This window comes from Polyangiaceae bacterium, from assembly GCA_016715885.1.
Classification (GTDB): domain Bacteria; phylum Myxococcota_A; class Polyangia; order Polyangiales; family Polyangiaceae; genus Polyangium.
In genome coordinates, this window is sequence record JADJXL010000025.1 from 1,047,083 (window position 1) to 1,068,898 (window position 21,816).

Annotated in this window: 11 protein-coding genes; 5 read left to right on the top strand and 6 right to left on the bottom strand. The window is 59.1% G+C overall.

Annotation, left to right across the window (positions count from 1 at the left end; all coding sequences use genetic code 11):
* The first annotated feature begins 19 nt into the window (after positions 1-19).
* The gene (locus IPM54_39180; protein ID MBK9265800.1) at positions 20-1,378 is read left to right on the top strand and encodes a dicarboxylate/amino acid:cation symporter; all 1,359 of its coding nucleotides are present in this window, start codon (positions 20-22) and stop codon (positions 1,376-1,378) included.
* A gap of 29 nt (positions 1,379-1,407) precedes the next feature.
* Here IPM54_39180 and IPM54_39185 read toward each other — a convergent pair whose 3' ends face one another.
* The gene (locus tag IPM54_39185) at positions 1,408-2,688 is read right to left on the bottom strand and encodes a glycosyltransferase family 4 protein (protein ID MBK9265801.1); all 1,281 of its coding nucleotides are present in this window, start codon (positions 2,686-2,688) and stop codon (positions 1,408-1,410) included.
* 118 nt (positions 2,689-2,806) lie between these two features.
* Between IPM54_39185 and IPM54_39190 the strand changes: the two genes are divergently transcribed.
* The 3 genes from IPM54_39190 (at position 2,807) to IPM54_39200 (ending at position 10,872) form a co-directional block, all read left to right on the top strand.
* Positions 2,807-5,662 carry a protein kinase gene (locus IPM54_39190; protein MBK9265802.1) on the top strand — a complete coding sequence of 952 codons (2,856 nt, stop codon included), beginning with the start codon at positions 2,807-2,809 and terminating at the stop codon, positions 5,660-5,662.
* An 84-nt stretch (positions 5,663-5,746) separates the two neighbouring features.
* Positions 5,747-8,932: a fused MFS/spermidine synthase gene (locus tag IPM54_39195; protein ID MBK9265803.1), complete on the top strand. Its 3,186-nt coding sequence runs from the start codon at positions 5,747-5,749 to the stop codon at positions 8,930-8,932.
* A 209-nt stretch (positions 8,933-9,141) separates the two neighbouring features.
* Positions 9,142-10,872, top strand: coding sequence for a DUF2169 domain-containing protein (locus IPM54_39200; GenBank protein MBK9265804.1), 1,731 nt, complete (start codon positions 9,142-9,144; stop codon positions 10,870-10,872).
* A gap of 21 nt (positions 10,873-10,893) precedes the next feature.
* Here IPM54_39200 and IPM54_39205 read toward each other — a convergent pair whose 3' ends face one another.
* The 4 genes from IPM54_39205 to tssI are packed head-to-tail and all read right to left on the bottom strand — an operon-like array spanning position 10,894 to position 18,885.
* Positions 10,894-11,373, bottom strand: coding sequence for a hypothetical protein (locus IPM54_39205; protein MBK9265805.1), 480 nt, complete (start codon positions 11,371-11,373; stop codon positions 10,894-10,896).
* Positions 11,374-11,375: 2 nt separating this feature from the next.
* Positions 11,376-15,263 (bottom strand): RHS domain-containing protein, encoded by a 3,888-nt coding sequence (locus IPM54_39210; protein MBK9265806.1) that lies wholly within the window; start codon positions 15,261-15,263, stop codon positions 11,376-11,378.
* A 13-nt stretch (positions 15,264-15,276) separates the two neighbouring features.
* Positions 15,277-16,590 carry a hypothetical protein gene (locus IPM54_39215; protein ID MBK9265807.1) on the bottom strand — a complete coding sequence of 438 codons (1,314 nt, stop codon included), beginning with the start codon at positions 16,588-16,590 and terminating at the stop codon, positions 15,277-15,279.
* A 9-nt stretch (positions 16,591-16,599) separates the two neighbouring features.
* Entirely contained in the window at positions 16,600-18,885 is a 2,286-nt protein-coding gene (gene tssI / locus IPM54_39220; protein MBK9265808.1) for a type VI secretion system tip protein VgrG, read from the bottom strand.
* 1,279 nt (positions 18,886-20,164) lie between these two features.
* Here tssI and gpmA point away from each other — a divergent pair.
* The gene (gene gpmA, locus IPM54_39225) at positions 20,165-20,908 is read left to right on the top strand and encodes a 2,3-diphosphoglycerate-dependent phosphoglycerate mutase (protein ID MBK9265809.1); all 744 of its coding nucleotides are present in this window, start codon (positions 20,165-20,167) and stop codon (positions 20,906-20,908) included.
* A gap of 11 nt (positions 20,909-20,919) precedes the next feature.
* On the opposite strand, the gene IPM54_39230 is transcribed toward gpmA, so the two are convergent.
* Positions 20,920-21,756 carry a PAS domain-containing protein gene (locus IPM54_39230; protein MBK9265810.1) on the bottom strand — a complete coding sequence of 279 codons (837 nt, stop codon included), beginning with the start codon at positions 21,754-21,756 and terminating at the stop codon, positions 20,920-20,922.
* Positions 21,757-21,816: the final 60 nt, after the last annotated feature.

The window sequence follows — 21,816 nt, forward strand, 5'->3', positions numbered from 1 at the left end:
CAGTGGATCACTGGTTGTCATGACCGCGAGCGAGGCAACCGACAAGCAACCGCAAACGAGACCCATACCGCTTTATCTGCGAGTGCTTGGAGGCGTGATCGTGGGCATCGTGCTCGGCCTCGTCTTCGGGCCGCGTCCCATCCTTTTCGGCGCCACGACGGCAGATCTGGGCCGGCTTGGAATGCTCGTCATCAAACTGCTGAAGGCACTCGCCGTGCCTCTCGTCTTCTTTGCCATTCTCGATGCATTCGTAAAAACAGATATATCTTGGAAAAAAGGAGTGCGGCTCCTATTGATTTGCGCATTCAATGCCAGCGTGGCGCTCATGATCGGTTTATCGATCATGAATACCTTTGAGCCAGGCCGTCATTTCGGCGACGTGCTTGCAGCGGTATCGTCAGCCAATGGCAAAGCGAGCGGTCCGGCGCACGAACTGATTGCGGCATCTCAAAAAGCAAGCCTGGGCCTCATTGACAATCTATCCGGGTACGTGCCCAAGAGTCTTGTCGATCCGTTTTCCGAAAACAGCGTCATTACGATCGTGCTTCTCGGGCTGCTCGTGGGCACCGCATTACGCCGCGCGCGCAGGCGTGCCGAGGCGGGCGAAGGGCCGGATACTCGAACGCTCGAACATGGAATCGAAAGCATCTACGCGGTGCTCATCGAAGCGCTCGATATCGTCGTACGAACGGTCCCGTTTGCCGTGCTCGGGGTGGTTGCCGATGTCGTAGGAAAAACGGGATTGGCGATTTTTCAATCCATTTGGATTTATCTCGTCACGGTCCTCGCGGCCCTTGCTGTGCATTCGCTTCTGTATTATCCGCTGGCCGCGTGGTTTGTCGGAAAGAAACCACCACGCGTGTATCTCGGTCATGGTGCGGATGCCATTTTGACGGGACTATCGACGAATAGCAGCCTCGCCACGGTGCCGGTGACCTTGAAGGCGCTCACGCGAATGGGTGTTTCGTCGGAATCGTCGCGCCTCGCGGCATGCATCGGGACGAACCTGAACAACGATGGAATTTTGCTTTACGAGGCGATGACGGCAATTTTTCTGACGCAAGCGCTCGGGCTGCACGTCGGCATGAGTGGTCAGGTGACGATTGCGCTGGCGTCGGTGATGGCAGCCGCCGGAGTCGCGGGGATTCCCGAAGCGGGGCTCGTGGTCCTGCCGCTCGTCCTTGGCGTAGCAGGTTTGTCGGACACGGTCATTGCCGCGGCCATTCCGCTCGTCATGACCGTCGACTGGTTGATTGCGCGGTGTCGATCGGGCGTGAACGTCATGTCCGACATGCTCGTTGCGATATTGCTCGACGCTGCCCCGGGCAAGTCGAGAGCAAACGACTCGAACGGTGATCAAATGGGTTCCGAAACCTAATCATCCCCGTGAAGGGATGAAAACAATTGTCATTGCACGCGGAATTTCCTGAATGGGTACGCAGCTTGGACCTGCGTTTCTTCGAGCACTTCTTCATAAAGCGTGGCGAGCTTGGAAGCGACGCCGTCCCAATGAAAGCGCCTGCGCACGAGCGTATGTCCAGCCTCGGCTGCCTTTTTTCGCGCGTCGGGTTTCGTCAAAAAATGTCGTAACGTTTCGGCCCAGGCATCGACATCATCGGTCGAAAGCACGACGCCGCTGTCCTGTCCGAGCGTATCGGCGAGGTCTTTGAGGCAGGAGCGCGCTGCAAAGAGCGCAGGTCTCTTGCTTGCCCATGCTTCGAGCACCACGAGGCCGAATGTTTCATTCGAATACGGAGCGAGCACCATGTCGGCCCGAGCATAGAGGTCGGGAAGAAGCGTCGCCTTCACATTGCCAAGAAAAACGACGCGGTCTCGCACGCCGAGCGCTCGAGCTTCCTTTTCGAGCAGCGCGCGGTAACCTCTATCGATTTCGGCGCCAGCATACACCAATCGATGATTCGGCGGCGCGCCTCGCGCGAATGCACGCAAGGAAAGCAATTGATTTTTTTGATGCGAGAGGTGCCCCACGGAGAGCACGACGGGGTGATCTTCGAGGTTCGGAAAAACGTTTTTCGCTCGCCCCCCGTCGCCGCGTCCGAACCGTTCGACATCGACACCGTGGTCCATACGCACGGCACGTCTGCCGATTCTTTTTTCCAGTGCCCGGCGTTCTCGTTCGCTGAATGCAATGACGCGAGCGGCATCGTCGATGAGTCGCCGCGCGCGGAAAATGGCCCCAAGTGGCGCCCCCAGATCGAGCGCGCCGGAAAATGGCGCACGCAATTGGGTCGGAATCGTTTCCGCATCCGTATCGGCCAAAAGCGGCTCGTGTGCAGCAATGACGTACGGGCGTCCGGAACATTTCATGGCCAGCGCCGCCGCAGCGCCAAGACGACCCGTCGTATGCAAATGTACGATACTTATTCGTCGCTCACGTAGCAAGCGTAATGGGAGATCGAACGACGCGATATCGCCCGCATTGGCAACGAGCGCGGCGCGCCTTTCTGCAGACGCAACGAATGGGAGAAATGCATGGTAACGTTCGAGGCGAACAGCAGGATTGAGCGCGTGATCGGGCGTCGTCGGGCCCATGGGAGCATACACGTCACAGCCCCATTCGCCCTCGGTGAGCCGCTTGGTCATTTCCGCTAGATACGTTTCCGCACCGCCCCATTCCGCCGGATTGTACTTACGCACGACATGCGCCACTCGATACCGGTTCGTCATCTCGGCGGTCCCCCCTGTCGAATTATCGCCCCTCGTCCGAATAGCACGGTTAGGATCCGGCGCACGTTCATTTGACTTCGGGTGGACACCCTACGCATATCCACACTACAATCACCGAATGCATGCGTCGGGGTGGGAGCCATCGGCCGCGCTGAACATGGAGGCGCACATCGCACACGGTCACGAGATCTCTGACAGCGTCGTCGGCGGACGTTTTCGTATTGGACCTCTGGCAAACGTCGGCGGTATGGGTCTCGTTTATGCCGCCGAAGATTTGGCGCGTGATGGCGGACGCGTCGCCTTCAAAGTGATGCCGCCGATGACGCGCTCGACGGACGACGCGCGCCATCGGTTTTTGCGCGAAGCCGAAGTGCTTGCGTCCCTGCGTCATCCGGGAATCGTCGAGTACATCGCACACGGTTTGACCAGCGACGGGCGCCCGTATCTCGTCATGGAGTGGCTCGAAGGCGAAGAGCTCGAAAAAACGCTCGCGCGGCCGCTTCCCATCGCGGAGGCAATCGTGCTCGTGCGACGTATCGCCGAAGCGCTCGCATTTGCGCACGATCGCGGCATTACGCATCGCGACCTCAAACCATCCAACATCATCCTTCGCAAAAGCCGCATCGATAACCCGGCAATCGTCGACTTCGGCGTCGCTCGATGGCTGGGACGCTCGATCCAAATGACTCGCACCGGCATGCTGATCGGCACACCGGGCTACATGGCCCCCGAACAAGCGCGCGGACAAGGCGACATCGGCCCCAGCGCCGACGTCTTCGCGCTCGGCTGCATGCTCTACCAATGCTTGACGGGCAAACCCCCTTTCGCCGGGGATCACATCACGGCCGTGCTCACCAAGGTGCTCTTCGAGGAAGTGCCGCCAATGCGTTTTCATCGGCCGGATACGCCCCCGCGACTCGACACGCTCCTGTCGCGCATGCTGCTCAAAGATGCAACCGAACGGCCACGTGATGCACGCGCCCTGCTTGCAGAGCTCGATGCGCTCGACATGGATGCGCCCGGCACCGCCGTCACGACATTGACGCATCTACACGCACGCAAAGCCCTCACCGATGCCGAGCTGGCGCTCTATTGCTTGGTGCTCGCAACACCCGAACGTAGCGACGGATGGACCGTGTCAAACTCCACGATCCGCGCGCCCTTCGCGAGCGAAACGAACTGGCCTCGTGAAACGCTCGAACGCCTCGGTGTGCAGCTCGAATCACTGGCCGACGGGTCGCTCGCCATCGTCGTTGGAAAAGGCGCAAGCGCAAAAGAACAGGCCGTGACCGCTGCGCGTTGTGCATTGTTGCTGCTCGAACGAAATCCATCCGCGCAAGTCACGCTCGTCACGGGTCGAGGCGTGCTCGGACCACGAGGTGGCGTGCCCGAAGGTGAGGTTTTCGAGCGGGCATCGGCGCTTTTGCGCGATCGCGCCATCGCCAACATCGCCACGCCAACGCCGCGCGGAATCTGGATCGACGAAACCACGGCAAGCGTGCTCGGTCCCGGATACGACATCGAGCGAACGCCGAAGTCGATCGTGCTCACGGGCATCGACACGGAGTTCGGAAAGGACCAATCGCCGCTTGGAGATGCGCTCTCCTGCATCGGTCGCGAACGTGAAATTGGTCAGCTTCTTTCGACGCTCGATGGAGTGATCGAAGACGAGCGCAACGCCGCCGTCGTGATGACTTCGCCGCCGGGCATGGGCAAATCGCGCCTCCTGCGCGCGTTTCTCGATCGCGTGAGGAAAGATCGCAGCCACGTCACCGTGCTGCATGGTCGGGGAGATCCGAGCCGTAGCGATGCGAATCATGGCGTGCTTGCTCATGCGCTGCGCGAGCTCGCCGACGTGCATCCGGACGACTCGAAAGCCGAGGCGCAGCGCAAGCTCGAGGTGCGTCTCGGCGCATGTATGTCCTTGACAAACAGGAGCGTCGCGCTCGATCCGGTGCTGGAAGTGTGCTTGTCGCCCGAGTCGATGCGCGATGTGCCAGCGGGTTTCGAGAGCGGTTTGCGGGCTTGGATTTCAGCAGAATGCGCGCGGCATCCGATGGTCCTCGCCGTCGACGACTTTCACTGGGTCGATGCGTCGACGATTCGGTTCATCGAAGGAATCTTGCGTTCCGCGCCGGACATGCCGTTGTTTGTCGTGACGACCCAGCGCGTCGCCGTCGAGCCTCGAGCGTCACTTCCGTGGCAGGGCCGAGCGCAGGAGCTACGTCTTTCCGGCCTGAGCAAACGCGCGGCCGAGCGCTTCGTGCGCACGGTCCTTGGACACGACGCGGAGGCCGACATCGTGGCGCGGCTCGTGCGCGACGCGGGAGGCAACCCGCTCTTTCTCGAGGAGCTCGTGCGGGCTTTTTCATCGGGCAATCAGGACGAAACGCCGGCAGCGCTCTTGGCCATCTTGCAAGCGCGCATCCAGCATCTATCTGCCGGAGCGCGTCGAGCGCTTCGGGCGGCGAGTTTGTTTGGACATACGTTTTGGCGGCGTGGCGTCGCGTTTCTGCTTGGGCTCGACCGCTCGACGGATGATCGAACGGTGGGGCGATGGCTCGACGAGCTTTTGGATGCCGAGCTCATCGAGCTTCACGCGGACAGTCGGTTTCCGGACGATACGGAATACGCATTTCGCAGCGGACATGTGCGCGATGCTGCCAATGGGCTGCTCACCGATGGGGACCGGGATCTTGGTCGAGCGCTCGTGGGGGTTTTTCTCGAGCAAGCTGGAGAGGACGATGTGGCGGTGCTCGCGGGTCACACGCATAAGATCGTTCAATACTTGCAGAAACGTCACAATGCGTATTTCGTCGCGCGTTTGTCGATGCTCACGGGTATCCCGCTGCATACGTTCAAGAGCGCGACGCCCGACAATCCGGCGATGCTGAAGAAATTGCGGCTCGCGTTGGGGCAGCTCCTGCATGGCGACGAAATAGCCGAAGTGCGGCATCTTTTTCGGGATGTTTGACCGCGCTGCGCGGTCATCTTCGCTTGCGCGCGCGATGCGTGTACGATGCGCGCGCCGGAAGCAACGTCGTCCGGTTCACCCACGATGACTGCAAAAACGCCCGCTTCACCGAGCTCATCTGCTCGTCCTCTCACCGTTGCGCTGCTCCTGTTCGGATCGGGTTTGTCGGCGCTCGTATATCAAACTGCGTGGCAACGCGAGCTTCGTTTGGTCTTCGGATCGTCGACGGCGGCGAGCGCGGCGGTGCTGGCGATATTCATTGGAGGCGCGGGAGCCGGCAGTTTGCTGCTCGGGCGCCGTAGTGACAGGACGCCGCGGCCGCTTTTGATGTATGCCAAGCTCGAAGTGGGCATTGCGGCGCTGGCGGCGGCGAGCCCCTTTTTCATCGATTTGGCGCGTTTCGTGTATCGAGCTGCCGGGGGCACGTTCCATTTGGGAATGACGTTCGGCACGGTGCTGCGTCTCTTGCTCGCGGCGATCGTCATCGGTTTGCCCACGGTGCTCATGGGCGGAACGTTGCCCGCGGCGGCGCGAAGTGCAGAAAGCGCCGGGGACACGCAACGCCGAGCGGTAGGTTGGCTTTATGCAGCCAATACGCTGGGTGCGGTGACGGGTGCGGCGCTTTGCACGCTTTTGCTTTTGGAACGGCTGGGCACGCGAGCCGCCTTGTGGTCGGCTGCCATTCTCAATGCAATGGTCGCCTTGGTGGCGCTGCTCATCGATCGCCGGCTCGAGTCTACCGTCGAAGAATCGGCGGATGCTGCGGAAGCGACCGAATCTGCTGAGTCGAGCCCACTTCCGGCGCAATTCGTGCTCATTTTTGCAGGTTTGTCTGGGTTCGTCTTCTTTTGGCTCGAGCTCGTATGGTATCGATTGCTTGGTCCGCTACTTGGCGGCACGGTATATACATTTGGCGTCATTCTCGCGGTGGTGCTGCTCGGCATTGGACTAGGCGGGCTTTTGTATCCGCTGTTCTTCCGGAAAAAGCAGCCGACGCCGAGAAGCCTGGCACTTACGGCAGCACTCGAAGCGTTTTTCGTGGCCATACCCTTCGCCTTCGGGGATCGCTTGGGGCTACTGACGATGGCGGTTCGCCCTGTTTCGGATGGGGAAACGGCATTGCGCTTGTTCGATTACATTCCCGGATGGCTTGCGGTCATTGGAATCATGGCGCTGCCCGCGTCGCTCGTGGCGGGAGCTCAATACCCGATGCTCGTGGCATTGATGGGCAAAGGGAGGCAAAAGGTTGGATCTCACCTGGGCTCTGTTGGTGCGTACAACACGCTCGGAGCCATGGCTGGAGCGCTTCTGGGCGGTTTTTTTCTGATTCCGTGGTTCACCGCTCCGGGTTCGATGCGCATTGCATGTTTCGTGCTCGTTGCGATGGCCGCTTCGTCGGCATTTTTTGCGTTCCGTATTCGGTCGCTGCGGGTCATGATTGCAGCGCCATTGTTTTCAGTGCTTGCGATCGGGGCCCTCGCGGCGACGGGACCCACGGCGGTCTTGCGACACACGCCAATTGGTGCGGGACGCGTCGATAGATTGGTTTTGAATACGCCGACAGCCGCGCGGTCGTGGTTTCAGGATGCGCGCCGAGTCATCGAATGGCAGACGGAGGGGCGCGAGAGCAGCGTGGCCATCGATGCAACCGATGGCATTGCCATGGTCGTCAATGGGAAAATCGATGGCAATGCACGCGGAGATGCGGCAACGCAGGTCATGGGCGGCCTGCTTGGCGCCATTTTGCATCCAAACCCGAAGCGCGCGATGGTCATCGGGTTTGGCACGGGCAGCTCGGCCGGGTGGCTGGGAAGCGTACCCAGCATTGAACAGGTGGACGTCGCCGAGCTCGAGCCGTCCATGTTCGAGATTGGACGGCGCTGTGCTCCCGTGAACGAAAACGTCCTCGAAAATCCGAAAGTCAATCGAATCGTCGGTGACGCTCGGGAAATTTTGCCCACGGTTCCGCGCAAGTACGATGTGATATTTTCCGAACCGTCGAATCCTTATCGCGCGGGTGTCGCGAGCCTCTTCACGCGAGAGTATTACCAGGCGGCAAAGAAAAAGCTCGAACCGGGCGGGCTTTTCGTGCAATGGGTGCAAGTGTACGAGATCGAAAGCGAGACGCTCCGCACGCTTTATGCGACGCTCGCGTCGGAATTTCCCTCCGTCGAGACGTGGTATTTGGGGTTCAGCGATCTTGCGCTCGTTGCTTCGGAAAAACCAATCGAATACAATGTTGCGCAACTGAAGGAAAAGCTCGCGACCGAGCCTTATCATCGCGCATTGCGTGTGGCGTGGCGCACGGAAGGTGTGGATGGCCTTTTTGCGCATTACGTCACCAGCAGTGCGTTTGCCCGTGCGTTCGCGGACGTACCCGGAGCGATCTACAACACCGATGATCTCAATCGTGTCGAATTCGGGTTTGCCCGCAGTGTCGGCAATCTCGTGAGCGCCAGCGTGTTTTTCGATCCCATCCGCAAGAGCAAGGAAGACAGGCGTCCGCGGCTCGTCGGAGGAACCATCGACTTCGATCACGCCCTCGAGGACAAGGCCGCACAGATTGCTGGAGATGGCACGGAACCTGCCGTCCCCGAAGGTTTGTCCCCGGACGCCGAGGTGCGTGTGCAGGCCATCGTCAATTATATCGCTGGTAATTTCGAGGGAGCCCTTGCCAAGTGGGAATTTCAGCAGGGAGGCCCCACGGGTCACGTCGAACGAGCGATGCTTGCGGAAATCAATGCTTGGTATGGAAAAGAGGCTGCGCTGCCGTTCATTCAGGAACATGCCAAGAGTTTTCCCATCGAAGCCGATGCCATTCGCGCAAGATACGAATATGCCATTGGCAAACGAAGCGAAGCCGTCAAGCTGCTCGAGCGAGTATTCATTGCATACCGAACGGATCCCTGGTCATCGACGATGATCACGAATCGCGCCTTGGATCTTGCTCGGGAGCTGGGGCAGAGCTGGTCGCCGGACGCGGCGCGGTTGTTCAAGGCCCTGGAAATGCCATTTGCCGTCAATGTGCTCGAAAATGCGCGGCGACTCTTGCGCGTCGACTTGGCTGAAGTCATGACGGAGGAAAATGCTTGTGTTGCGGCATTTGCGGCGCTCGAGCCGAATCCTCCGTGGGACGAGCGCATTCTTGGCATGCGTCGTGATTGTTACGCCAAGTGGAAGCACCCTCGAGCTGCCGATGCGGCGCGCGACGTGGAGCGATTCAAGGCGTGCCAGAATGCGGGACGCCGCGAATGGTTGACGTGTTTGTAAAGGTGCACGATAGCTATCCGTGCTTGTCGTAGGTAGAGCAGCGGGTGCGTGTTTTTTCGGCGCTTGCGGGGGGGCCCCCGCTGTTCGAGCCCGCGAAGCGGGCGAGTTCGGGGTCCCGCGAGTGCCGAAAAAGCACGCACTCGCTGCGAGCCATAAATGCTTGGATGACCTCGCCCGACATCCCTCCATCTGTTATCCTTCTTCGCGTCATGGATGTTGTCTCGTATGGTCCCCTTCTCGTTTCCCAATTGCTCTGGCAACCGCGTCCCGGCGCACATGCCCTCACGGTCATTTGCAAAGCAACGTTCAACCTCGAACCCGTAACGTCGCCTCTTGCCGCTGTACAGCGCCCGCCGTGGACGAACGAGCTTCAATGGGATCGCCATTACGAGCAAATGATGGAGGTCGCCGGCGATTATGCCCCATTCAAACGTCGAGCCGATATTCTGGTAACTGGGCGCGCCATACCACCTCCGAACAATCGATTGTCGACAATCACGGCGAGCATCGCCGTAGGTGGTTTCTCGAAAACGATCGATGTACACGTCCAGCAACATTGGACCGTCGCCGCTCTTGGACCACTGGCACCCACCTGGCCCGTTCGCACTGCGCTGCTCGGAAGGCACGCGAGCACCTGGAATCATGCGAACTGGAATATGCATCCATTGCCGGACGACATCGATGGCGCATTTTTCAATGCTGCGTCGATCGATCAACAAGTGGCCGAATTGACGGGCCAAGAAGCGATTGTCCTGGAAAACCTGCATCCGCGACATCCCAAATTGTGGACGCAGCTCGTGCGCGTCGTTCCCCAAGCAACGGTGACGCGAGCAAACGGAGCGTCGCAAGAAATGCGGCTCCGTTGCGATACGCTGACGATCGATGCCGACGACGGCTTGGCCATGCTCACGTGGCGCGGTGTCGTCCTGCTCGAATATCCCGCAGAACCGGGCGTCATCGCAGTACGCGCGTACGTCGCAACCAGCGATAGTCAAATTCCTGCGCCCACCACAGCACCAGATGCCGACTATCCAGCCACCATGGCATTCCCATCCGTGGGAGCAACGACGACTTCATTGCCGTTCATTCCGGGCCCGCCGCAAACACCAGATATACCCGAACCCGTCAAGACCAAGAGCTCATGGCCGCCAACGCGGACGACAACGAGTTCGGATCGCCCTCAAACGATGGCATTGAACATTGCCGACGCCCCCGCCGAATTGAAAGCGGTCATGCCATTTCAATCGGATACGCCGGAAACGCGCCAAATGCCGACAGAACGGCTAGAAATTCCCGATCCAGAGCCCCCTGCAATCGTCGCGCACATGCCGTTCGACGTACCACCGCCCCCCATGGTTTCGTCACCACCAGCAGCCGTGCATGCGGATGTGATCGTGGAAAAACCGCCCATGATCGGGCCAATCCCGACGCTAGAACCGGCGGTAGACAAGAAACCAGAGGTTGCGCAAGCCAAACCCATTCCGACTGCGCCCCACAAACCAATATCGGAATCGCCGCGTTCCGAATTGACCATCGAACAGCACGCCACGATTGCAGCAGAATTGGCGGAAGGAAAGACGTCACGCGCCGATGTCTTGCGGGCACACGAGATTTCCGCGGATGATTGGACGCATGACGATCGGCGATGGAAAGATGCCATCGCAAAGGACGAGCAGCGTGGCAAACGCGCATTACGCGACGCGCATGATGCGGCGTACGTGGCGCGCGTCGAGCAATTTCGTGGTGAGATCTCGCTCGAAGAGGTCGCTCGCATTCTCGTAGGGCTCGAACGGCGAAACGCACGCGAAGTGCTCGACGAGCTCCGCATTCAACGCGCAGCGCTCATGCCGATCGTGCGATTGTGGACGAAACGCATTGCCACGAATATGCGATTGAACGACAAGGCTGCAGAGCTCGTGCGCGAAGCGCGACGTGCATGAAACGCGACCATCGCTTGGACGTCAGGCCAAACTCGGCCACACCGTAATCAGGGTCTGGCGGATGTGCTGGGCCTCCGAAGACCATGTGGAACTTGGCCTCTCCCCTTCGAGCCACGACAAGAAATCCTTGATCGCTTGTTCACAGGCCGTATCGAAAGCCGTACGCAAGACAGGACCGCTTTTTTGCTGTCGATAATGTATTTCGACGGTATCCGACTTCGGCGGAGGCTTACCTACGAGCCATAACGACGGGGAATCTCCCACGACGACGACTTCGACGCGCGAATGCAAGTCGCGCAAACGCAACACCGCTATCGCCAGCGCTTCGAGCGACGGCAAAAGCAAAAGCGCCCCCTCGAATGGCCCCACCACGATGACCGAATCGCCCACCATGATTTCGATGTTTCCATTCAAGTACAGAAGGTCGGGCGTTTGCGGATCGTCCTTCGACGTAATGGCCATCAATACAGGCTCGACATGTGCATCTCGATGGGCGCCCATCACTAACCTCCCAGCGCCGGAAAGAACGTGACGATTCGATTGTTGGCCGTGTCGACGACCATGCGGTAACGTGCGCTCATTCCATTGATGGTCATTCGTTTTTCAAAGGTTTGCATGATGCGATTGGGATCGCTGATGCGCTGACCTGAATGCCACACCTGGCCCATTGCGCGTTCGAGCTGCCGTTCGATGTCCGCCGCCGTCGATCCTGGCCTCAATCGGAAGAGGTCCCCCTGATTTGCTCCAAATCCAGGAACATGGCGCTGGAAAATGTGATCCCAGCCAGCCGCTGGGTTGCCTCGAGGAATGTCGGGCATTGCCTGCCCACCGCGGCACTTTCCGAGCCCAAAGGGGTCAATCCACGAAAGCGGATCCGCAACGTATGCATACAGGTTGAGGTCAAAAGCGAGACCCAGTGGATCCTGGCTGATGTAAATGCCAGAATCCGGATCATAATAGCGGAATCGATTATAATAAAGCCCCGTTTCCTCGTCTTCGTATTGACCCGGAAAACGCCACGGACACGACGTGCGCGATACGTCGCTCTTTGCAACGCCGTAAAGATCCAATTGCGCTTGCCAAGCAATCTCGCCCGCTTCGTCGACGAGCGCCGTGGGTGCGCCAAGATGATCCCCGAGAATGCCGAAGTAGGCATTTCCTTCGATTTTCGCTAGCGGGACGAACGTTCCAGGGTCGAAAACCCATGCTACTTTCGAGCCATCATTTTGCAGCTCGTGCGCAAGCTCGTCCTTGTCCCAGACATACGTCGTCGAACGTTCACCGACCGTTTTGCGAATACGCCGCCCGAGTGCATCGTAGGCAAACGTCACTTCGACGCCGTCCGGACGAACGACCCGCGAAAGTTGCCCCGCCCCGTCCCATACGTAGCGCCAACTCGTACCGTTTGCCAGAATCTTTTCGACGAGTTGTCCCTCATCGTCATATTTGAACGTGACGTCTCCCGATCGCAAAAGCGCGCCACTTGCGGTGAAATTGCGATCCGTGCGTTCGCGTGTGCGATAAATGTTTCCGATGGCGTCCGCAGAGCGAAATTGACTCGTTCCGTCAGAAAAAGTTGCCGAAACCAGATACGACCGCGAATCGTGTTCGTAGATTGTTCGGCCTTGGAATGGATCCAATGTCGCCGCGAGCGTGCCATTGGGCCGCCAATCATATTTCGTGCTCGTAATTTCGGTATTACGACGTTTTACGCTGCGAAGCTCGGCCCTGCCGCCTGTGCCGCGAGACCATTCGCAGGCAATCGCCCCGGGCAAAAGCCGAGCAATTTCGTAACCAACGGGGTTTCGCGTCATTGTCGTGAGTCGCGGTGATTGGCCTGGCAAACCCACGGAAATTCCGCGCAAAAACCCATTCCCGTTCACGTCATAGGCAACCTCGTCGCCAGCACTCGTGCGCCTCGATTTTCGCAGGCCCACTTCGTCGTATTGGCTCTCGACGACATGATCGCCCACGCGCTCTTCAATCAGATTGCCTACGCCATCGTAGGCGCGCTTCACCGTGCAGGCTCCGTTTTGCGCCGCAACGAGACCCCCTCTGGCGTCGTATTCATACGCGTGACGTAATCCCCCAGGAAAAACTTGAGCTTTCACGCGTCCAAGTTTGTCGTACGCAATCGACATACGCTTGTGCCCGCCGCGTACGCGTTCGATGCACCTGCCCGCCCGATCGTGCCGGAATTGCGTGACGACACCATCGAACCCCGTTTCCTTCACAACCCTTCCGGCCAAGTCTACATCGATGCGGTATTCGGCGCCGGCAGCATTCACGATACGCACCAAGTTTTCTTCGGTATCGTAGAAGTATTGCGTGATCCCGCCCGCAGGGTCGACTTCCCGCACGCGCTTGCCGAGCCCCGCATATTGATAATGCCGAATGCGTCCTAGCGAGTCGGACCATTCGACCAGGTTGCCTTCGCCGTCGTGAACCAGCTCGATCCGCGAACCATCGGGCTGCGTGACCGTTCTGAGTCGCCCGCGCAAATCCCAAGTAAATTCGGTTCGTTCACCGAGCGCGTCCGTGGTCGCGATGATCCTCCCGAGGCCATCGTATTCGTGCCGCGTGACATGGCCCTCCCAGTCCACGGTTTCGGCGAGATTGCCCGCTTCGTCGTACTTCAGCGCAAAGCGCCGCCCTTTTGGGTCCGCCACGGCACTCGGCAAACCGCGCCGCTCGTACCAAAATCGATACGCATTTCCAAGCGGATCGACCGCGAGCGTCGGTTTGCCCTCGTCGTCCAATTCGCGGATCCACTGCCCCCCAGCCTCGTCGATGAATTCCACAGGCGAATCGAATCGATTGTACTTCCAACGTTTTTCCTGGCCAAGGGCGTCACGTTCGACGATTTTGTTCCCTCGTTCATCGTATTCCCATTCCGTGCGGTTTCCCGCGCCATCGATCTCAGCCGTCTTCCGGTAAAACTCGTCCCATTCGTAACATTTTTCTCTCCCCGTGGGGTCGATCTCGCGATCCACGAGCCCCGCGGGATTTCCAAAATAATGCGTCCGACCGCCACGGGAATCGTCCACGAGCGTCACGTTCCGGAGTTTGTCGTACGTCATCCGATGGTCGTAAATTCCACCGTCGCCCCACGTCCGAACACACCACCCGTCCGGATCATACCAATCGTATTCAAAGTAGAACGACAAACCATTGCGGTTCGTCTCTTGCACGAGGACGCCGCCTCGGTAAGCGTAACGTAGTGTATTTCCTTCGGCGTCGGTTGCGGAAGCGAGTTTTCCTTCAGCATCGTAGGAAAAACGCAATAAATCGATGCCGAGAGCATGCGATCGAATTCGCTCGATTCGTCCGGTGTGGCTGACGAAAAAGTGCAATTCACGCCCTGCGCTATCGATGACGTTCCGCAAGATGCCGTCATCGTATTTCAGGACAATGCCATTGTCGCTGCGATCCGTAATGCGTACCAAGACAAACGAGTGTTTGCCCCGCTTTACGCTTTCATAATGGTACCGTTTGCCGTCCACCATCGTCAGCCGATAACCACGCTCGGTGCGCTCGAGCCAATACCGGTCAATGGGATCCCACACCGATACGCCCTCGTCGAGGCGCGGATGCAACCGTTCGCGACCGTCCGGCAAACAAACGACGACCCCCTCGTCCCGATCGTCAATCCAGGAATCGAGCGGATGATGCCAGCCTGGTCCGAGCGGTCCTTCGCGACGATTGCGGCTATAATAAAAACGCTCGAACTTCAATGGCATCGGGCCCGGAAGCTCGAAGTCCACCGCATCGGTGAGGACCTCGCCGGTCATGACGTCGACCGGGTGCCCGGTCAAAAAACAGATGACGCGCGACAATCGCGGCCCGGCCTTCAATTTTGTTATCAAAAAATTGGAAAACCACTTTGTACGAATGGCCTGCGTGAGTGCTGCGAGCACATCGAACGAATCCGGACCACCAATGAGAATGGGTCCACCGAGCGGTATGGCCATGCAAAGCGATGTGGGCAAATTGATGGGATAATTGCACGTCATCACCATCGACAGCAATCGTCCTTCGGACGATCCGGCGAAGGTCACCGTTTTGCTGCCCGTGACGATGGTGCCTTCATTGCCCGGAATATCCATGGGCGCAAAAGAAATCCCGGGAGGCGTCGGGAAATGAGGCGGCAATGCCTTGACCTCGGTGCCCGTATTTCCTGCCGGCATCGCGCCATAAAGAAGAACGGGGCCACCTCCACCGAATGCGAGCCCGAGCGCTGCACCGAGCGCCGCTCCGAGCGGATCGAAAACGATTCCCACGAACGGGTGCGGAAGTGGAGTAGGAATCGGCGTCGGCGAAGGTGGTGCCGGGACGAGCACCATGTGAATGTCAATGCCGAGAACGGGGTCGAACCACTTGGCCGCTTGCATTCGAAAGGCCCCCTTACTTCTTCGGATCTTCCACGAGCGACCGGACATGCGCCGCTTGTGCGCGCATCCCTTGCCGCTCGTAAAACGTGGCCAATTCCTTGGCGACTTCGCCGAGCGTCGTCGCTTTCCGCGCCTCTGGATCGAGCGCTGCGCCTTCCTCGAGTGCGTCCTGCCAAACCGGAAGCGCCTCCTCGCGCGCTCCTCGCATGACGTGACACGTCCCCCACAAGCGCAACGATTCGATACGTAACGCCGGAACCTTGGCACGTTTTGCCGCGTCGGCCGCCATTTCATACGCCTTGGCCGCCGGCAGCCAATCTTTTTCCATCGTACGAACGCCGCCGATGCCCAAACAAGCCTGCGCCTCGAGCTGAAAATGTTCCTTTTCGCGCCCGATGTCCGCCGCGACTCTATAACATTCTACGGCCTTTTCCGAACTTCCAAGCGCAAGCGAAATGCCCGCCAATGCAATCATGATCGCCGCTTCTTCGAGACGCATCCCATACAATTGGCAAAGACCTCGAGCTTGCCCATACGCCTGCGCCGCATCCGCATATCGCGCCTTCCCTAAATGCTCGGCCGCTTCCATCAAGAGAAGACGCAACCTTCGCCCGTCTTCCTCGGACACGAGCGATTGACCGCTCGCCTTTTCGTATTCCTTTCGCTGAGCTTCCGTCGGCGCCGGTTTCGACGCCAATGGAGGACCTGCGGATTGGTTCGATACGAGCTGTTTCAGATACGCAAAAAGCTCGTCCCGGTCCACCTCGAACCGCGCTCCTACTTCACCCCAAATGCCTTCCAAGGGTCCGCTTGGACCATCCAATACACCAAGGCGCACGCGCGAGGACCATGGCACTTTCGACAGCGCTTCGATGCTTTGCTGCCACGCTGCGTCGTCATGAATCTGCTTCGGCAAGAGCCCGAGCAGCACACCTTCCAAACGTTCGCCCAGCAAAGCTGCCGCGCGCTCGACATGCACCACGGCCCGCCCAATGGGCTCGAGCGTCGCGACACGCGCGGGATCGTGCAGCGTGAAGGCTGGCAGCGCAACGCCTTCCTTTTCGGCCCCCTCACGAATGCGCGCATAATCCTCGGTGACTTGTTTGCTCAATCCATCGAAGAAATCATCCACGGAGCGAAATGGCTCTTCGTACAAGAAAAATGGGCGCCTGTTTTCTCGTTCGGCTTCCCATATTCGCAACGATTTCAGCATAACGCCGCGATTTTCGTGGTCACACACGAATCGCACGAAAACTTTCTCGCCTGCTCCGAAAAGCGCTTTCGCTTCACGAAGGAAATTCTGGTGAGCTCGAGTAATCGGATCCATCGCTCGACCTCAATTGATCTTGACGATGCCGCCGGTGATTTCAACGGATGCACCTGCTGCTTTGACCATGGCCCCGTTGATTTCGACGCCCGCACCGCTGATTTTGATGGACGATCCCCCGGCAGCCAAGACGATTTCGCCCGCCGCATTCACGGAAATGTTGGCCGCTTGAAATGCACCGTCGCCTCCAGCAATCATTTCGAGCTTGCCACCCGTTTGCACCGCGCCGTCGGCTCCAACGTCCACCGCAAGGTTGGCGCCCACGCTCGCCGTCGCCTGCGCATTCGCAGATAGTGCCACGTCGCCAGAAATCGTATGCGTCGATTTTCCGCCGACGGTGACGCTTTGGTCGGCGCCCACAGTTTCGGCGCTCGAACCGCCGACCGCGACCTCCTTCGAAGCACCGATGGTTTGCGACGCATTACCACCAATGGTTTCGCTGCGATCCCCGGATATGGTCGTCGAACGATTGCCACCCACCGTAATCGATTGATTCGCACCCACGGTCGTCGATTGATTCGCACCGACCTCCACCGATCGATCCACCCCCACGGTGGTGCTCTGATTCGACCCGACCACGGTGGATTGATTCGATCCCACGGTCACCGATTCATTGGCCCCGATGACTTCGGAGTTGTCCGAACCAACCATCGTGCTGCGATTGGATCCGGTCGATTCATTCCTATCCACAGCAACGGTCGACGAACTGTTGTTCCCTACGCTCTCGGTGCGATCATTGCCGCAATCCGAATTCCAATTGTAGGGCGTATGCAATTTGATTCGTTCGGTCCCGGCCGTGTCGTCGAAGGTGAATTCATTGAATTCGCCCGTCGCGGGACTCGACATCGTTTTGAACGTACTGACCGTGGGAGCGCCCGCCGGCGGACGGTTCTTGCCATTGTACACGCGTCCAACGACAATGGGCCTGTCCGGATCGCCTTCTTCGTAATCGACGATCACTTCGACGCCGACGCGAGGATGAAACACCGCTCCTTCGCCCACTCCGGCGAATACTTGACTCACGCGAACCCAACAAGACGTCGGCTCGCTATTGTGACGATCGGTATCCTGATCCCAATGAAACTTGACGCGCACGCAGCCGATTTCTGCGCCAGGCGGCCCGCCTACGTGAATCTCGGCACCGCGCGAATTCGGTTCGTCCGTCACGAACGCCGTTTGAGATCCCTGAATGCGCGGCTTCTGCGTCGATCGCGGCGGACGGTAGCGCGATTCGCCCTTGTCCTTTCCGCACCGCGCGCATTCGGCGGTAACGAAATAAGGCACGCCCGTGAGCGGCAATGATCCCACCACATTCGGCGGAAGCACGCCCGGCTGTTCCCCACGCACTTCGATTTTCGTCGCCAAGTATTCGCCCTCGTGCCGTGAAGGCACATTTTCGAGCGCAAACAAATTGCCCGCCGAAAGAATGCGGCACGTCCCCTCACCCACCGCATAACGCGCTTCCACCTCGAGCCTTTCGAGTTTCGCATTGGCCAGCGGTTTTCCCATGTCGGGCGATTCCAAATATCGCCCGGGATATTCGTGATCCACCAGGTCTTCTGCCGCAGGACGTCCTGGAGCCGCAACGCTCATGTCGAGCGCCGGCTGCTTCCAGTTGTAATCGACCATCGATACTTTTTTCGGCCGGAGACGTGCTCCGAGCTTCATCGACGATAGCGATCGACCTGAAATGCCCGGTCCCAAAGCATCATATGGCTCCAAACGCGCGCGGCCGGAGTCCTTGTCGGAAAAAACCAATAAACACGCGCCATCGCCATTCTCGAAATGGTACGATATGCCTTCTTCCTCGAGCAGCCGCGATACGAACGCAAAATCACTCTCATTGTATTGGACACAATAGGGCCTCGTCGCCACGTCGTCGATGCGCGACGATTCGGACTCGCGCCACGTAAATACCTCTTTCGCAGGCGTAAAACTCGCATCATTCCCACTGTCGGGTGAAACCGTCGCGCCCGCCTCGAGTTGCAGCGAAGGATCGCCCTGGAGCACGTCTTCAATGATTTGTCGTGTTGTTTTCTCGAGAAAGATGCGACACCGACGTCGATGCATCGCTCGCGTCCACGGCGGCATGAGCACCAAACGGATCAGCGTGCCGCCCGGTACGGGCCCGAGCTCCTCGGCCTCGACGATGATTCCATGTATGACGCGATATGCGGGCTCGGTTAGCGTTGCGATACGTAACGTCGCGCGCATTTGGACGAGTTCGTCCGGGTCGATGTCTGGAGCGGGTTCGCGAACGATGGCGGTGATTTCGTACCGGTACAGATTCGACATCGCCTCGGTGCCGCGAAAAGTGGCCACCCAGAGGTGAGTCCAAGGTCCATGCGTACCCTGAGCCGTTTCCCAAGCAAAGGTAAAATCCGCGGCCACGTTTCGACTCCCGAGACAAGCGCTTGCGCGGTGCGCCCAGTCGAGCGACGCGCGGGCTGGACCAATGTGCACGAAGGGATCAGCGAAAGCAAGGCCTGCGCATGAATGCTGCAATTATCGACGTCGTATCCACGTCGTCGAGCTTACGCGCAAAGGGAATACGCAAAGCTGCACTCGCACATGCTGAGCTGTCGGCAAGGATTTCGATGAAATGAAAACGTCACGTGGACGCAATCGTCGCCAGCTCACCGGCGATTGGCAAGCATGGCTTCTCCCGGGGGGCCCCGCGAGTTGGGGCACGACGCCGGCGGGGGGGGGGGGGGGGGGGCCCCCGGGCCCCCCCCGGGCCCCCCCCGAAACCCCCCGGGGACCCGGGGGGGGGGCTCCCCCAAAACCGATCCACCGATGGAGTGTTACCCACCGACGCACTTAACGCCCACCTGGTTGGTCGATGTCGGCACCGGTTCGTCATCCTCGATATACCAGTCGGCAGGATACGACGATCGATGTTGCGCACTTCTAAAACTACGGTCCTGCGCCAACTGAGCCATGAAACCTGCTTACCACGGGTTTGCCCGCGGCGCAAGGAAATTGTGTCGTTTCTGAAAAGGACCTTTCGGCCATCCGATATGGTGCGTCGCGCCAAACACATGACCGGCTCGCCTACCCAGCCACGCGACCCGAGCTTCGCCCACATGACCAAGCGACATGCCCCCCAACCGTCCAAGCAGCTTCGATGGATCGCGTCGTGCCAAGCGGTGCCTTGCACCTTGACACTCGCGCCGGACTGAGGCTTACTCGCGAGCGCCATGCATTCGCCTCTTCGCAGCGCGCTCCTCGGGATTCTCGCCTTCGCCCCCGTTTCGCTCGCCCTGGGCTGCGAAGAAAAGTCACCGTGCGAAACCATTTGCGTTCGCGTCGCAGAATGCCGGCGCCAAGTGCCCGACGATGAAAAGATGCTCGGCGAAAAAACACCGAGCCGCGATCTGAGGTGCAAAGAACGTTGCCAAAGCAACCCAGATGGCTTCGCCGCGTGCGAGCAAAAAAAACGACTCTGTCCAGATCTGCTCGCTTGCACGGGCAGATTGTGACAAATCCCCCTTCCCTTTGCGCCAACCAGAACGCAAATCACATGCGACGACAGTAAAGCGATTGCCAGGAAAAACGCCCCACGGAGAAATCAATGCACAAACTCGTCCTCGTTCGTCATGGCGAAAGCCAATGGAATAAGGAAAATCGTTTTACCGGCTGGGTGGATGTGCCCCTCAGCGAAAAAGGCGTCGAAGAAGCTCGGGCCGCGGCCAAAATGATCGCCGCAGAAGGTCTGGCTTTCGACGTGGCCTACACGTCCGTCCTGAAACGCGCCATCAAGACGTTGTGGATCGTGCTGGAAGACCTCGACACGATGTGGATCCCCATCGTCCAGGATTACCGCGCAAACGAACGCATGTACGGCGCCCTCCAAGGGCTCGACAAAGCCGAAACCGTCAAAAAACACGGCGAAGCTCAGGTGAAAATCTGGCGCCGCAGCTACGACATTCCCCCGCCCGCCATGAGCCCGGACGATCCAAGCTGGCCCGGCAAAGACGTGCGGTATGCGCAAATCCCACCCGACCAAATCCCGGCGAGCGAATCGCTCAAAGACACCGTGGCGCGGTTTCTCCCACTATGGAATTCGCAAATCGCTCCCGCCATCCGCAATGGAAAACGCGTCATCATCGTCGCTCATGGCAATAGCCTCCGCGCCCTCATCAAATACCTCGACAACGTGTCGGATCAAGACATCGTCGAAATGAACATCCCCACCGGCATCCCGCTGCTCTACGAATTGGATGCGAACCTGAAACCCGTCTCGCGAAGATACCTCGGCGACGAAGAAGCCGCCAAAGCAAAAGCCCAAGCCGTCGCCAATCAAATCAAAGCGTAAACGTCCCGCATTCAGCGCCGCCCGAGCTTCTTCCGGCGCTGCTCGAGCGCTCGAGACAACCCCTGCTCGAGCGACGCACACGTCACCGTATTTCCCAAATCAGCGCCCCCCTCGACGAGCGTTCGCGCCGTCTCGGGCCCAATTCCCACCAAAATCGTCTGGCAACCAAGAAGCCCAATCGCGCGAACCGCACGCATGAGCAAATCGGCAATGTCGACGTCGATTTCACCAGCGCCCGTCACATCCATGATCACCGTCTCGGTCCCACGCTCACTCACCTCCGTGAGCACGCGCTCGACCGCATTGGCCAATCTGCCGTGCGACAAACTCCCCACGAGCGGCACCAAGAAAATGCCCTTCCAGACCGCAAGCACCGGCACCGACAAACTATTGATGATTTTCGCTTGCGTCTCGATGATGGTTTGCTGCTGCGCAGCCTCCGCTTCGAAACGCTCTTTCTCACGAAGGTGGGATCGGTGATCGGAAACATCCATGATCAACCCGACGAGCCCGATGATCGCGCCCGACGTGTCGTACACCGGGGTTTTTCGCGTCCACAAAACCTTGATCGACCCGTCCGCTCGCGTGATCAATTCTTCGTTCAAATCACAAAGACCAGTGTTGAACACCATGTCGTCGTGCTCCCAAAACACCTTCGCCTGTTCGGGAGGAAAATAATCGGGGTCGGTCTTGTTGAGCAGCTCGTCCCGCGGGCGCCCAACGAGCTCGCAAAACGCGCGATTGAACGCTACCCACCGATGCTCACGATCCTTGAAAAACCAAGGATCCGGCATTCCATCGGCCATCGACTGGAGCGTTGCCGCAGGGTCCAAAATCGGCGTTGTCATGAGCACCAACCTCCTTGCACATCCGAGGGGGTAACTCTGTGTTACGCCAATTCGCGCCAA